The sequence below is a fragment of the Gordonia westfalica genome (genome assembly GCF_900105725.1).
Classification (GTDB): domain Bacteria; phylum Actinomycetota; class Actinomycetes; order Mycobacteriales; family Mycobacteriaceae; genus Gordonia; species Gordonia westfalica.
Genome location: NZ_FNLM01000034.1, coordinates 1987559 through 2000577, shown reverse-complemented (window position 1 = coordinate 2000577; position 13019 = coordinate 1987559). Strand labels below are relative to the sequence as shown.

The 13019-nt window shown below is 67.2% G+C and carries 12 protein-coding genes and 1 pseudogene; 3 read left to right on the top strand and 10 right to left on the bottom strand.

Going from position 1 to position 13019, the window contains the following annotated elements; all coding sequences use genetic code 11:
• Position 1: 1 nt before the first annotated feature.
• Positions 2 to 466, bottom strand: coding sequence for an Lrp/AsnC family transcriptional regulator (locus BLU62_RS14510; RefSeq protein WP_074850196.1), 465 nt, complete (start codon positions 464 to 466; stop codon positions 2 to 4).
• 110 nt (positions 467 to 576) lie between these two features.
• On the opposite strand from BLU62_RS14510, the gene BLU62_RS14505 reads away from it, so the two are divergent.
• Positions 577 to 2076: a gamma-aminobutyraldehyde dehydrogenase gene (locus BLU62_RS14505; RefSeq protein WP_074850195.1), complete on the top strand. Its 1500-nt coding sequence runs from the start codon at positions 577 to 579 to the stop codon at positions 2074 to 2076.
• Positions 2077 to 2084: 8 nt separating this feature from the next.
• Positions 2085 to 3506, top strand: coding sequence for an NAD(P)/FAD-dependent oxidoreductase (locus BLU62_RS14500; protein WP_074850194.1), 1422 nt, complete (start codon positions 2085 to 2087; stop codon positions 3504 to 3506).
• A 13-nt stretch (positions 3507 to 3519) separates the two neighbouring features.
• Here the strand turns inward: BLU62_RS14500 and BLU62_RS14495 are convergent, their stop codons facing one another.
• From BLU62_RS14495 to BLU62_RS14475, 5 genes are all read right to left on the bottom strand, one after another.
• Positions 3520 to 4278, bottom strand: coding sequence for a type 1 glutamine amidotransferase (locus BLU62_RS14495; RefSeq protein ID WP_074850193.1), 759 nt, complete (start codon positions 4276 to 4278; stop codon positions 3520 to 3522).
• 43 nt (positions 4279 to 4321) lie between these two features.
• Positions 4322 to 5224, bottom strand: a complete 903-nt coding sequence (locus BLU62_RS14490; protein ID WP_074850192.1) for a universal stress protein — start codon at positions 5222 to 5224, stop codon at positions 4322 to 4324.
• Positions 5214 to 6743: an APC family permease gene (locus BLU62_RS14485; RefSeq protein WP_074850191.1), complete on the bottom strand. Its 1530-nt coding sequence runs from the start codon at positions 6741 to 6743 to the stop codon at positions 5214 to 5216. The genes BLU62_RS14490 and BLU62_RS14485 overlap by 11 nt, the downstream gene beginning before the upstream one ends.
• A gap of 83 nt (positions 6744 to 6826) precedes the next feature.
• Positions 6827 to 7237: a hypothetical protein gene (locus tag BLU62_RS14480; RefSeq protein WP_074850190.1), complete on the bottom strand. Its 411-nt coding sequence runs from the start codon at positions 7235 to 7237 to the stop codon at positions 6827 to 6829.
• Between the two features lie 88 nt (positions 7238 to 7325).
• Entirely contained in the window at positions 7326 to 8468 is a 1143-nt protein-coding gene (locus tag BLU62_RS14475; protein WP_074852912.1) for a cytochrome P450, read from the bottom strand.
• Between the two features lie 187 nt (positions 8469 to 8655).
• On the opposite strand from BLU62_RS14475, the gene BLU62_RS14470 reads away from it, so the two are divergent.
• Positions 8656 to 9276, top strand: a complete 621-nt coding sequence (locus BLU62_RS14470) for a TetR/AcrR family transcriptional regulator (RefSeq protein WP_084811804.1) — start codon at positions 8656 to 8658, stop codon at positions 9274 to 9276.
• Between the two features lie 124 nt (positions 9277 to 9400).
• On the opposite strand, the gene BLU62_RS14465 is transcribed toward BLU62_RS14470, so the two are convergent.
• The 4 genes and pseudogenes from BLU62_RS14465 to sdhC all read right to left on the bottom strand — a co-directional run bounded on the left by BLU62_RS14465 (position 9401) and on the right by sdhC (position 12829).
• On the bottom strand, positions 9401 to 10189 hold the full coding sequence (locus tag BLU62_RS14465) for a succinate dehydrogenase iron-sulfur subunit (RefSeq protein WP_074850189.1): 789 nt from the start codon (positions 10187 to 10189) through the stop codon (positions 9401 to 9403).
• Positions 10189 to 11942, bottom strand: a pseudogene (gene sdhA, locus BLU62_RS14460) (succinate dehydrogenase flavoprotein subunit). The gene BLU62_RS14465 and the pseudogene sdhA overlap by 1 nt, the downstream one beginning before the upstream one ends.
• Positions 11943 to 11956: 14 nt before the next feature.
• Positions 11957 to 12412, bottom strand: a complete 456-nt coding sequence (locus BLU62_RS14455; RefSeq protein ID WP_074850188.1) for a succinate dehydrogenase hydrophobic membrane anchor subunit — start codon at positions 12410 to 12412, stop codon at positions 11957 to 11959.
• A 12-nt stretch (positions 12413 to 12424) separates the two neighbouring features.
• The gene (gene sdhC / locus BLU62_RS14450) at positions 12425 to 12829 is read right to left on the bottom strand and encodes a succinate dehydrogenase, cytochrome b556 subunit (RefSeq protein ID WP_074850187.1); all 405 of its coding nucleotides are present in this window, start codon (positions 12827 to 12829) and stop codon (positions 12425 to 12427) included.
• Positions 12830 to 13019: the final 190 nt, after the last annotated feature.

The window sequence follows — 13019 nt, the reverse complement described above, 5'->3', positions numbered from 1 at the left end:
GTCATCGTGTTCCCCAGTTGTATTGCTGTTTGACGAGTTTGAGGTAGACGAGGGTCTCGGTACCGACGACCTCCGGGTGCACGCGCACCTTCTTGTTCAGGATCTCCAGCAGATGGTCGTCGTCCTCGGACACGACCTCGATCATGACGTCGAAGGACCCCGCGGTCAGCAGGACGTAGTCGATCTCGGGATGTTCCGCGAGCCGCTCGGCCAGTGCCTGGGTGTCGCCGACGCATCGGATTCCGATCATCGCCTGCCGGGCGAACCCGAGTTTGAGGGGATCGGTGACCGCGACGATCTGCATGAGGCCGCTCTCGCTGAGCTTCTGCACGCGATTGCGGACGGCGGCCTCGGAAAGTCCCACGATCTTTCCGATGGAGGCATAACTGCTCCGACCATCGGTCTGAAGCAGTTCGATGATCTTCTTCGCGGTTGCGTCCAGCGGTGTGGATGCAGGGTCGGCCACTCCATGATCGTGACGGATTCCGTAGCCATGCGCAACTTTCACGACGGAAACCGTAGTGATACCTGTTTTCGACACGTGAATCCGCAACGCCGGCGGTAGACTCCGGGGGTATGTCCTCACCAACCAGCATTCCGTCCGGCTGGATCGACGGTAAGCCCCATCACTCGACCGGTGCCGATCACATCGTGGTCAATCCTGCCACGGATGATCCGGTCGCGACCGTGAAACTCGCAGGTCGTGGCGATGTCGACGCCGCGGTTGCGAGCGCCCGCGCCGCACAGCCGGCCTGGGGCGGCGCCACCCCGGCCGAACGCTCGGGTGTGCTGCTCGCGATGGCGAGGGCGTTGACCGCGGAGTCGGATGTCCTGATCGCCGAAGAGGTCGCCCACACCGGTAAGCCCGTCCGGCTCGCGACCGAGTTCGACGTCCCGGGTTCGATCGACAACGTGGAGTTCTTCGCCGGGGTCGCGCGCAATCTCGAGGGCAAGGCGAGCGCGGAGTACTCCGGTGACCACACCTCGTCCATCCGCCGTGAACCCGTCGGCGTCGTCGGGACCATCACGCCGTGGAACTACCCGCTGCAGATGGCGGTGTGGAAGGTCATCCCGGCTCTGGCCGCCGGTTGTGCGGTGGTGCTGAAGCCGGCCGAGATCACGCCGCTGACCACGCTCACGATGGCGCGCATCGCCACCGAGGCCGGACTCCCCGACGGGGTCCTCAACATCGTCGTCGGCACCGGTCCGGACGCCGGGGCCCATCTGGCCGGGCATCCGGGTGTCGACATGGTGACCTTCACCGGTTCGAGCGCGGTCGGCCGGCAGGTGATGGCGCAGGCCGCCACCACCGGGGCGCGCATCCAGCTGGAACTCGGCGGCAAGGCGCCGTTCGTCGTCTTCGACGACGCCGACCTGCAGGCCGCGATCCACGGTGCGGTCGCGGGCTCGATCATCAACGGCGGGCAGGACTGCACCGCGGCGACCCGGGCGATCGTCGCCCCCGCCCTCTACGACGACTTCGTCGACGGTGTCGCCGACCTCATGTCGAGCGTCGTCATCGGCGATCCGACCGATCCGGCAACCGATCTGGGTTCGTTGATCTCCCGGCGCCATCGCGAGAAGGTGGCCGGAATGGTCGACCGTGCGCGCGAAGCCGGCGCGCGGGTGGTCACCGGCGGAACGGTGCCCGACGGTCCGGGTGCCTTCTACCCGCCCACGCTCGTGGCCGATGTCGCCGAGGACTCGGAGATCTACCGCGACGAGGTGTTCGGACCGGTGCTCACGGTCAGCCGCTTCACCGACGACGACGACGCGATCCGCCGCGCGAACGACACGCCGTATGGCCTCGCGGCGTCGGCGTGGACACGCGATGTCTATCGCGCACAACGTGCTTCGCGGAAGATCCGGGCCGGATGCGTCTGGATCAACGACCACATCCCGATCATCAGCGAGATGCCGCACGGCGGCTACGGCGCCTCCGGCTTCGGCAAGGACATGTCGACCTACTCCCTCGACGAGTACCTGCAGATCAAACACGTCATGAGCGATCTGCACGGCGTCGCCGAAAAGGAATGGCACCGAACGATCTTCACTTTGGGCGATTCGAAGGGGTGACTGCTCGGATGTGGGCCTCGCAGCCGACCCCACGTGGTGTCGAGATGGTCGCGCGGGCCGCGGCCAGTCCCTACTGGCTCGACCGAGACCTGCGTCCCGAACCCCGGCCCCGGCTTGTCGGGGAGACCACCGCCGACCTGTTGGTGATCGGGGGTGGCTTCACCGGACTGTGGGCGGCGGTGCAAGCGGCACAGCGCAATCCGGGCCGATCGGTCGTGCTCGTCGAACGCGATCGGATCGCCGAACACGCCTCCGGACGCAACGGCGGCTTCTGCGCCGCCAGCCTCACGCATGGACTCGGCAACGGTCTGCAGCGTTTCCGCGACGAGATGCCGACGCTGCTGCGCATGGGCCGCGAGACGCTCGACGCCATCGAGGACACGCTCGACCGTCTGGGCATCGACGCCGACGTCGAGCGCACCGGCGAACTCGACCTCGCGACCACCGACTGGCAGTACGACGACCTCGCCGAGACGGCGGCAGCAGGTCAGGCGCTCGGTGAGGAACTCGTGCTGCTCGACGCGGCGGCGGCACGCGAGCGCGTCGACTCACCGATGGTCCGCGGCGCCCTCTACGACCCCCACGTCATGATCATCGATCCCGCCAAACTCGCGTTCGGTCTCGCCGACGCCGCGGAACGGCTCGGCGTCCGGATCTTCGAGGACAGCGAGGTGCTGGGGCTGTCGTCCGCGGGGTCCTCGGGTGGGTCGGTCCGTGCCCGGACGGGATACGGACAGGTGCGTGCCGGGCGGGTCGTGGTCGCGACGTCGGCGAGCCGGGCCCTGGTCCGCAGGTTGCGTCTCTACACGGTCCCCGTGTGGGACTACGCGCTCATGACCGAGCCGCTGTCCGACGACCGCCTCGCCTCGCTCGGCTGGTCCGGACGCGAGGGGCTCGCCGACAGCGGTCCACGGTTCCACTACTTCCGGCTCACCGCCGACAACCGGATCCTGTTCGGCGGCTGGGATGCGCCGTACCACTTCGGGTCCGACGACGACCCGCGCCGCGCCCACCAGCCCGGCGAGTGGGCACTGCTCGGCGAGCATCTGCTCCAGATGTTCCCGCAACTCGAGGGGATCACCGCGACGCACACATGGGGTGGGGTGATCGACACCTGCTCGCGGTTCTGCGCCTTCTGGGACACCTCGCACGGCGGGCGGGTGGTGACGGCGGTGGGCTTCACCGGGCTCGGCGTCGGTGCCTCGCATTTCGCCGCCGCGACCGCGCTGGACCTCGTCGACGGTCTGCGGACCGAACGCACCGCCCTGGAGATGGTGCGCCGCAAGCCGTTACCGTTCCCGCCTGAACCGGTCCGGTGGGCGGGCATCACCTTGACCCGCCGGCAGATGGCGCGCAGCGAACGCCGCAACGGGCGTCGGGGTGCGTGGCTCACCCTGCTGGACAGGGTCGGGCTGGGCTTCGACAGCTGACCCGGCCCGGGGTTCACCCCCGTGTGAGACCGCTCAGCCACCGGGTCAGCACCGTGCGCGCCAGCGGCACGGTGACCGATTCCGTGTCCGCGGCGTCGGCGGCGAACCGGTCGGTGGCCTCGGCGCCGATCGTCTCGGTGATCAGCGACCGGGACCCCGGCGAGTCGAGCCACTCACCGACGAGTTGTCCGCCGGCCTCGAGGTGGAACTGCACGCCGTACGAATTCCCGTGGCGGTACAGCTGATTGACACACATCGCCGACGACGCCAGCAGTGTCGCACCGGGCGGCAGGGTGAACGTGTCGAAATGCCATTGCACGACGTCGAATTCCGTGGGCACGGTGCCGGCGGCGGGTTCGAGGGCCGTACCGGCCGCGAAGCCCCACACGGGGTCGGTGGCCGCTGCGTCGTTCAGGGTGACGGAGTGGATGCCGACCTCGGGATCCGTGCTCGTGTACACGTCCCCGCCCAGTGCGGCAGCCAGCATCTGCGCGCCCAGGCATACGCCCCAGATCGGGATGCCGAGACCGAGTGCGCGTCGCAGCAGATCGATCTCATCGACGATCCACGGGATGCGCTGTACGTCACCGACTCCCATTGCGCCACCGAGGGTCACGATGGCGTCGAATCCGCTGAGGTCGGTGGGTACGGGTTCGCGCCAGATCCGCAGCGTCGTCACGTCGGCGAGATCGTGGAGCGGTGGGCCGTAGGAACCCGGTGGTTCCGAGTCGGCGTGTCGGATCTCGAGCACGCGCGGGCGGTCGTCGGTCACGTCGGTGTCGGTCCTCGGGATCGGGATGCTGCGGACTCCAGCGTCAGCGGTTCTTGGGGACCACGATAACCGGTGCCGTCGTCCACCGGAGGATACGAGCGGCGGTGCTGCCGAGGAAGACCCGGTTGGGCGATCCGAGGTGGCCGGAACCGATGGCGACGATGTCGTTGGCGTCCCAGGGCAGATTGGCGAGTGCCTCGTCGAGGGTTGCTCCGTCGGCGACGAGCACGTCGACGTCGAGTTCACTGTTCACCTCGGCCCGGGTCTTCTCGAGAAGCTCACGCGCGACGGTGATCTGCGCGGTTCGCGCATCGCGGGACGAGTCGTCGTCGAAGGGGGATTCGAGGGAGACCAGTGACAGCAGCCGGAGGTCGAGTTCGGCGCGTTCGGCGAGCTTCTCGGCGAACGGAAGCGGATTGTCGGTGCCGGGTTTGACCGGGACGGCGACCGTCACCATGTCCAGGACCGCGTCGACCCGGTCGGCATATCCACGCGGCGCCAGTGCGACCGGGACGGGCGAGGAGTGGACGAGTTCGTTGCTGATGGTGCCGAGGGTGTGCCTGCGTAACAGCCCGTCGCCGGTGCCGCCGACGACGATCATCTCGGACTCGGTCGCGACGGCGTGCGACGCGAGGCCGTCGGTGAAGGAGTCGTTGACGGCGACGACGGTGCGGTAGGGGAAACCCTCAGGGATGAGCGCAGCGCCCTCGGCGAGCCACCGGGCGGCCTGCGCCTCGATGCGCTGCTGGTACTGGGCGAGTCCGGGCCGACCGTCGTAGGGGACCGGGCGGACGACGCACACGAGGTCGATCGCGGCGCCGGTGACGCGTGCGAGCGCGACGGCCAGGACGACTCCGTCGGCGCCGGACGGCGTCGCGAGGTATCCGACCGTGAGCCGGGGGGTGGTCGGGTCGGTCGCCGGGGTCTCGGTGGTCTCAGTAGACATCGGGAACCTTCACCTCGGTGGTCGCGGTCAGCGTCTTGCCCCGGAAGAAGTCGCTGTTGTGGGCGAAGCAGGCCAGCATCAGCGGGATGCCGAGGACCAGCATGCCCACGCCGAGCACGAACACACCACCGATACCGCCGACCGAGGTGGCCCCGTAGTCAGGGGAGATCATGTCGATCGCCGAACGGATGAAGGCCGCGGCCATCGCGAGGCCGCCGAGGAGCGGGAAGAGGCCGCGCAGGAAGAAGTGGCGTGCGGAGGAGAACAGCGTCGAGCGGAAGTACCAGACGCAGGCGAAGGCGGTGATGCCGTAGTAGAACGCGACCGCCAGCCCGAGGGAGGCGATGGAGTCGGCGAGCGTGTCCTGACTGAGCAGGGACAGGACCAGGTTGAAGGTCAGTGCCGCGGCGCCCATCACGGCGGTACCGAAGGCGGGCGTCATGTAGCGCGGGTGGATCGAGGCGAACTTCTCGGGCAGTGCCTTGTAGACGGCCATCGACAGGCTGCCGCGTGCGGTGGGCAGGATCGTCGACTGGGTCGACGACAGCGCGGAGACGCAGACGGTCAGCAGCAGGGCTGACGACATGACCGCACCCGCCACCGGGTCTCCGAGAATCGTCAGCACGTCTTCGTTGTTCGCGTCGTTCCCGAGCCCGATCCCGGTGTCGCCGAAGCCGGCGAAGGACTGGATCGCGTAGGCGACGAGCACATAGGTGGCCACCAGGATCACGCACGTGAGCAGAGCCGCGCGGCCCGGGGTCTTGTCGGGGTCTCTGGTCTCCTCGCTGATCGCCAGGCACGCATCCCACCCCCAGTAGATGAAGATGCACAGGATGGTCGCGGCGGCGATCTGCGACTGGTCGAGGCCGCTGGGCCACAACCAGGACCACCGGGGGTCGACCGCCTGCTCGCCGGCGCGTCCCGTCCCCACCTTGATCAGCGCGATCGCGCTCGCGACGATGAGCACCGCGAACTGGATGAACATCAGGACCGCCTGCATGCGTTCGCTGATGACGATGCCGCGGATGCTGATCCAGGTCATGGCGATGATGAAGAAGCTGCCGAGCAGGAGCTTCGCGAGAAGGCTGTCGGCCAGGGCGTCGAGGCCGAGGAACCGGAACAGGTACAGCGCGGCGATCTCGGAGACGTTGGCCAGCACGATGATCGCCGAGACCGCCAGGCCCCACCCGCCGATCCAGCCGATCCACGGCCCGAAAGCCTTTGTGCCCCAGGTGAAGGTGGTGCCGCAGTCCGGGGTGTCGCGGGACAGTTCGCGATAAGCGAAGGCCACCAGCAACATCGGGAAGAACGCGAGGACGAACATCGCCGGCGCCTTGTCGCCGACGCTGTCGACCACAAATCCGAGGGTCGCGGCGAGGCTGTAAGCCGGTGCGACGGCGGACAAGCCGATGATGACGTTGCCCATCAGCCCGATCGAACCGATTCGCAGGCCCTTGTCGCCCGGGTTCTCCACGACGGATCTGCCGTCGCCGGCTCCGATCTCGATGCGCTCCGCCATGCTCGTTCTCCGCTCACATGTTCGTGACGAGTGACAGCGTACGATTCCGTCCGCAATTCCTCCCTCCAGGGACGAAACCCGGCTCAATTGCGTGGTCGGCACGCGCTGGTCGGGTGGTGTCCGCGCACCGTGTCGTCGGCCACGAGAATGGAATCAACCCAGATCTCACACCTGGAAAGGCTTCCGGTGGACTGGAATAGCGCGTCGAGTGGTTCGCTCGGCGAACGGCGCGTGTACACCAGCGATGCCGACCACAGCTTCGTCTGCGCGTTCTGATGTGCGAGCGGGACATCGGTCTGGGTCCGGAGTCGTCCGTCCGCGTCGAACCACACCGCGGCGCCGTTGTGTTGCCGGTCGGAGGTGAAGGTGATCGTGATCCGGTGGGTGCCGGGCTCGTCCGCCGGTGACGCCGTGGCGGGGGAGAAGACCGCGAGGCACAGAACGGTGCTGACCAGGAGGGTGAACAGGAAACGGAAGTACAGGATTCGGACCACGTCGGCGCTCCGTTCGGCGGGCTGGTTGGGTTCTTTCTCGAACCCGGACTCTTCTTGGACGCAGCCGGACGCGGTGTGGTTCCACGGGTCAGCGGACGAGTGTCAGCTCCCCGGACGAGGACTGCCGGAAATGCGTTGTGGCCGAGAGCAACCGGCCGATCGACAACCGGCCCTGCAGCCGCGCCAGTGCGGCACCCACGCACAGGTGGAGTCCTTTGCCGAAGGCGAGATGGGTGCCGTGTCCGGTGCGGGTGGCGGTCGTACTGTCGAGGTCGATGCGCGACGGGTCGTCGAACTGGTCGGGGTCGCGGTTGGCGGCCCTCCACATGAGATAGACGTGGGAGCCCGCCGGGAGGTGGGCGTCGCCGAGCGTGGTGTCGCCGACGACATGTCGGAAGTGTCCGCGGAACGGGGACTCCAGGCGCAGTGTCTCGTCGATGAACGCCGGGATGAGGCCGGGTTCGCCGCGGAGACGCGCGGCGACGTCGGGGTGCCGCGCCAGAATCCGGACCGCGCTCGTCAGGAGACCGACGGTGGAGTCGGAGCCCGCGGCGACGAGTTGCAGGAGCACCATGACCGCAGATGGGCGATCGAGGTCTCCGCGGTCGACGGCCGCCGCGATGTCGGCGAGCACCCCCCGTCCCGGAGTGCTTGCCAGCGCGCCGTCGAGATACGAGGTGAGTTCGCCTACCGCGGTGGTCGCGGTCGTCAGCTGGTCCGGGGTGATGACGCCGTCGATCAACACGTTGGTCCCGCCGGCCCAGCGGGCGAGGTCGTCGACGTCGTCATGGGGAAGCCCGAGCAGCTCGGTGACCACGGTTATCGGAACCCGCTGTGCCACAGCATGAATCCAGTCGATGCGGTCGTCCTGCACGCCCTCGGTCCACGCGGTGTCCACCACCTCGGTGACGTAGGGTTCCAGCGCCCGGATACGTGCCGGTGTCAGCGACGGCATCACCAGCGACCGATGCAGCCGGTGCCGTGGACCGTCCGCGGTCGCCAAGACGTGCATCGCGTCGCCGAGTCCGGCGACCGGGAACTCCGAGACCGAACCGTCGTCGTGGCAGACCATGGTGGCGGTCAGGTTCGACGAGAACTCCTGAGGTCGTCGAACCACGTCGGCGATGAGATCCCAGGTGCCGACGGCGAAGAACGGGGAATCGCCGATCCGCTGGACGGGGTGACCGGCGTGGAAGCGCGACAGGAATGCCGGGTCGTCGAGTGCGAGCATGTCCTCAGCGTCGCCGACGGGCACGGCCGGGGCAACGACTACCGGGAAGTCGATACGAGGCATCCGCGGTGAACGCGGCAGTTGTCTCACGTTGTGGCGCTGAACTGTGTGAAAGGGACTTCAGGGTGCCGCTGATTGTCTCATGATGAGAATCTGGGACAGCAGGGATCTGGACGGAGGGACACCGATGACGGACTGGCTGGTGGGCAGTGATCGTGGCGATGCGGCCCGGCGAAGGCTCGTCTCCGAGGCGGCGGCGCTCATCGCGGCTCGGGGCCTCGAAGCGTTCAGCGTCGACGAACTGGCGGTTCGGGCCCACTGCTCGCGCGCGACGATCTACCGCCACGCGGGCGGGCGCACCGCGCTGATAGAGGCGGTGCTGGCGACGACCGCCGCCCCAGTCCTCGAGTCGATCCGCGAGGAGGCCGCCGGCACGGCAGGGGAGGAGCGGGCACGTATCGCGATCATGGCGGCGGTCCGGGCACTGAGGGCGGACCGGGTGATCCGTCAGTTCCTCCGTCCGCCGACCCTCGTCGCGTCGACCCCCACCGTGCTCGCCTCACCCACCGTGCTGGCCGTGGCCGCCGAGCTCATCGGCCTCGATCCCGACGACACCGCCGCCGCACGGTTCGCGATCCGATCGGTGCTGACCATGCTGCTGTGGCCCGCGGGTCCCGGGGAGGAGGCGGCCTTGGTGGACGCGATCGTCGCGGGGGTGTTCCGCGGCGGGGCGCGGACGGTCGGACCCCCGACTGCCGAACCTCAACTCGACTGGCAGACGTCGATCGAAGTCTGCGGGCCGGGTTGACGTCGACCGGTGGTTGGGTGGGGGGGCTGCGCAATGGGTGGATCCGAGTGGGGCCGAGATGAGCAACGGCCCGCACCGAAAATCGGTGCGGACCGTTGCCGGGCTGCAGAGAAAGCTGAATTGCCTAGCGCGAGAACATGAGTGCGCGCTTGACCTCCGAGATCGCCTGCGTGACCTGGATGCCTCGGGGGCATGCGTCGGTGCAGTTGAAGGTGGTGCGGCAGCGCCACACACCGTCGACGTCGTTGAGGATGTCGAGACGTTCGACGGCGCCCTCGTCACGGCTGTCGAAGATGAAGCGGTGCGCGTTGACGATCGCGGCCGGGCCGAAGTAGGAACCCTCGGTCCAGAACACCGGGCAGCTCGTGGTGCAGCACGCACAGAGGATGCACTTGGTGGTGTCGTCGAAGCGGGCGCGGTCGCTCTGGCTCTGGATGCGCTCGCGGGTCGGCTCGTTGCCCGAGGTCATCAGGAACGGCTTGATGGCGCGATACGCGTCGAAGAACGGCTCCATGTCCACGACGAGATCCTTCTCCACCGGCAAGCCGCGGATCGGCTCGATGGTGATGGTGATCTCCTTGGACTTGTCCTTGGGGAGCATGTCCTTCATGAGGAGCTTGCAGGCGAGGCGGTTGACGCCGTTGATGCGCATGGCGTCCGAGCCGCACACGCCGTGCGCGCAGCTGCGGCGGAACGTCAGGGTGCCGTCGAGGTAGCCCTTCACGTACAGCAGCAGGTTGAGCAGGCGGTCGGTCGGGAGCGCCGGGACGCGGAAGCTCTCCCAGCCCTGGGCATCCGGGTTCTCCGGGTTGAACCGGGCGATCTTGAGCGTCACCATGGTGGCCTCTTCGGGCACCGGGGGCAGCGGCGGCTCGTCGGAGGACGGTGCGGGCTTGTCCAGAACAGATGTCATCAGTACTTACGCTCCATCGGCTCGTAACGGGTTTCGACCACTGGCTTGTAGTCCAACTCGATGTCCGCGAGAAGGTCGGTGCCCCTCTTGTACGCCATGGTGTGACGCTTGTAGTTCACGTCGTCGCGATCCGGGTAGTCCTCGCGGGCGTGTCCGCCGCGCGACTCCTTGCGGTTGAGGGCACCCACCACGGTGACCTCGGCCATCTCGAGGAGGAAGCCGAGCTCGATCGCCTCGAGGAGGTCGCTGTTGAAGCGCTTGCCCTTGTCGTGGACGCGGATGTGCGCGTAGCGCTCCTTGAAGCGGTGGATGTCGGTCAACGCCTGCTTGAGGGTCTCCTCGGTGCGGAACACCGACGCGTTGTTGTCCATCGACGCCTGCAGCTCGGTGCGGATGTCGGCAACGCGCTCGTGGCCGTGATCCGACAGGAGCAGCTCGAGCCAGCTGTCGACCATCTCGGTCGGCTGCTCGGGGAGTTCGGTGAACTCGGCGTTGTTGGCGTACTCGGCGGCGGCGATGCCGGCGCGGCGTCCGAAGACGTTGATGTCGAGCAGCGAGTTGGTGCCGAGACGGTTGGCGCCGTGCACCGACACGCAGGCACACTCACCGGCGGCGTACAGGCCGTGGACGACCTCGTCGTTGTTGCGCAGCACCTGACCGTTGATGTTGGTCGGGATGCCGCCCATCACGTAGTGACAGGTCGGGAACACCGGCACGTACTCGGTGACCGGGTCGACGCCGAGATAGGTGCGGGCGAACTCGGTGATGTCGGGGAGCTTCTCGTTGAGGACGTCCTCGCCGAGGTGTGTCACGTCGATGTAGACGTAGTCCTTGTTCGGTCCGGCACCGCGGCCTTCGAGCACCTCGAGAACCATCGAGCGGGCGACGATGTCGCGGGGCGCGAGGTCCTTGATGGTGGGGGCGTAGCGCTCCATGAAGCGCTCGCCGTCGGCGTTGCGCAGGATGCCGCCCTCACCGCGGACGGCCTCCGAGATGAGGATGCCCAGACCGGCGAGACCTGTCGGATGGAACTGGTGGAATTCCATGTCCTCCAGCGGCAGGCCCTTGCGGAAGATGATGCCCATGCCGTCGCCGGTCAGCGTGTGGGCGTTCGACGTGGTCTTGTACATACGGCCCGAGCCGCCGGTCGCGAAGACGATCGACTTGGCGTGGAAGACGTGGATCTCGCCGGTGGCCAGCTCGTAGGCGACGACGCCGGTCGCGACCTGCTCGCCGTCGGAGTTCTCGGTGAGGCAGATGTCGAGGGCGTAGAACTCGTTGAAGAACTCCACGTCGTGCTTGACGCAGTTCTGGTACAGCGTCTGCAGGATCATGTGACCGGTGCGGTCGGCGGCGTAGCAGGCACGACGCACGGGCGACTTGCCGTGGTCGCGGGTGTGCCCACCGAAACGACGCTGGTCGATCTTGCCCTCGGGGTCCGGTTGAACGGGAGGCCCATCTTCTCCAGATCGAGCACCGCGTCGATGGCCTCCTTGGCCATGATCTCGACGGCGTCCTGATCGGCGAGGTAGTCACCACCCTTGACGGTGTCGAAGGTGTGCCACTCCCAGTTGTCCTCCTCGACGTTGGCCAGCGCGGCGCACATGCCGCCCTGAGCCGCGCCGGTGTGGCTGCGGGTGGGGTAGAGCTTGGTCAGAACCGCGGTGCGGGCACGCGGGGCGGATTCGATCGCCGCACGCATCCCGGCGCCGCCGGCGCCCACGATGACGACGTCGTAGCGGTGTTCCTGCATGTTCTTGGTCTCCTTTAGCCGACGCTGTTGACGTCGAAGGTGAGGATCGCGTAGGTGCCCAGCAACAGGGTCAGGATCATCGACACGGCCAGCAGCACGTTGAGCCAGAAGCGTGTCGAGTCCTTGCGCGAGTAGTCGGCGATGACGGTGCGGACACCGTTGCCGCCGTGCAGCTGGGCGAGCCACAGCATGGTCAGGTCCCAGATCTGCCAGCCGGGCGAGCTCCAGCGAGCGGCGACGAACGAGGCGTCGATGCGGTGCACGCCGCCGTCCCACGCCAGCATGATGAACATGTGGCCGATGGTGAGGAAGACGAGGATCAGGCCGGAGAAGCGCATGAACATCCATGCGTTCTTCTCGAAGTTTCCGCCCTTGGGCTTACGCGGCGAGCGGGGGTTGTCCAGGCTGGCCGGACGGTCGTGTTCTTTGCCGAGGGTCTTGGCGACACCGGTGGCTTCCGAGGTGGTCATCTCTGGTGTCTCCTACAGGTGGCTGAACAGGATCTGCAGCAGGCGGATCGCGCCGGCACCGAACACGACGACGAACAGGGTCACCGCGACCCACAGCATCTGTCGCTGGTACTTGGGACCCTTGGACCAGAAGTCCACCAGGATCAGGCGCACACCGTTGAAGGCGTGGAACAGGACGCACGCGACCAGTGCGATCTCCATGAGACCGATGATCGGGGTCTTGTACGTTTCGATGATCTCGTCGTACTGGTTGGGGTCGACGCGGATGACCGCGGTGTCCAGCACGTGTACGAACAAGAAGAAGAAAATGGTGACGCCGGTGATGCGGTGCAGAACCCAGGACCACATGCCCGGGTCGCCGCGGTACAGAGAACGTCGTCGCACCGGGTCAGGTGCGACTTCGGTCGAGGTGCTCATAGGAAAAGTGGCCTCCAACATCGTCGATGGACGCGTCGAATCGGCATCCTCCGACTCGACCATGGACCCATGACAAGAGACTCTAAACCCATGCCCAATCCGGTGATAAATTGCCCGAACCGATTTGAGGCACAAGACATTACGACTTAGGTTTGCCTTACCCAATCTTTTGCGGCGATGAATTGCGCAT

What these genes read in the sequence shown, in the direction of transcription:
- BLU62_RS14505 (WP_074850195.1), top strand. Translation starts at nt 577, where the DNA reads ATGTCCTCACCAACCAGCATTCCGTCCGGCTGGATCGACGGTAAGCCC.
- BLU62_RS14500 (WP_074850194.1), top strand. Translation starts at nt 2,085, where the DNA reads ATGTGGGCCTCGCAGCCGACCCCACGTGGTGTCGAGATGGTCGCGCGG.
- BLU62_RS14490 (WP_074850192.1), bottom strand. Translation starts at nt 5,224, where the DNA reads ATGTCTACTGAGACCACCGAGACCCCGGCGACCGACCCGACCACCCCC.
- BLU62_RS14485 (WP_074850191.1), bottom strand. Translation starts at nt 6,743, where the DNA reads ATGGCGGAGCGCATCGAGATCGGAGCCGGCGACGGCAGATCCGTCGTG.
- BLU62_RS14475 (WP_074852912.1), bottom strand. Translation starts at nt 8,468, where the DNA reads ATGCTCGCACTCGACGACCCGGCATTCCTGTCGCGCTTCCACGCCGGT.
- BLU62_RS14470 (WP_084811804.1), top strand. Translation starts at nt 8,656, where the DNA reads ATGACGGACTGGCTGGTGGGCAGTGATCGTGGCGATGCGGCCCGGCGA.
- BLU62_RS14465 (WP_074850189.1), bottom strand. Translation starts at nt 10,189, where the DNA reads ATGACATCTGTTCTGGACAAGCCCGCACCGTCCTCCGACGAGCCGCCG.
- BLU62_RS14455 (WP_074850188.1), bottom strand. Translation starts at nt 12,412, where the DNA reads ATGACCACCTCGGAAGCCACCGGTGTCGCCAAGACCCTCGGCAAAGAA.
- sdhC (WP_074850187.1), bottom strand. Translation starts at nt 12,829, where the DNA reads ATGAGCACCTCGACCGAAGTCGCACCTGACCCGGTGCGACGACGTTCT.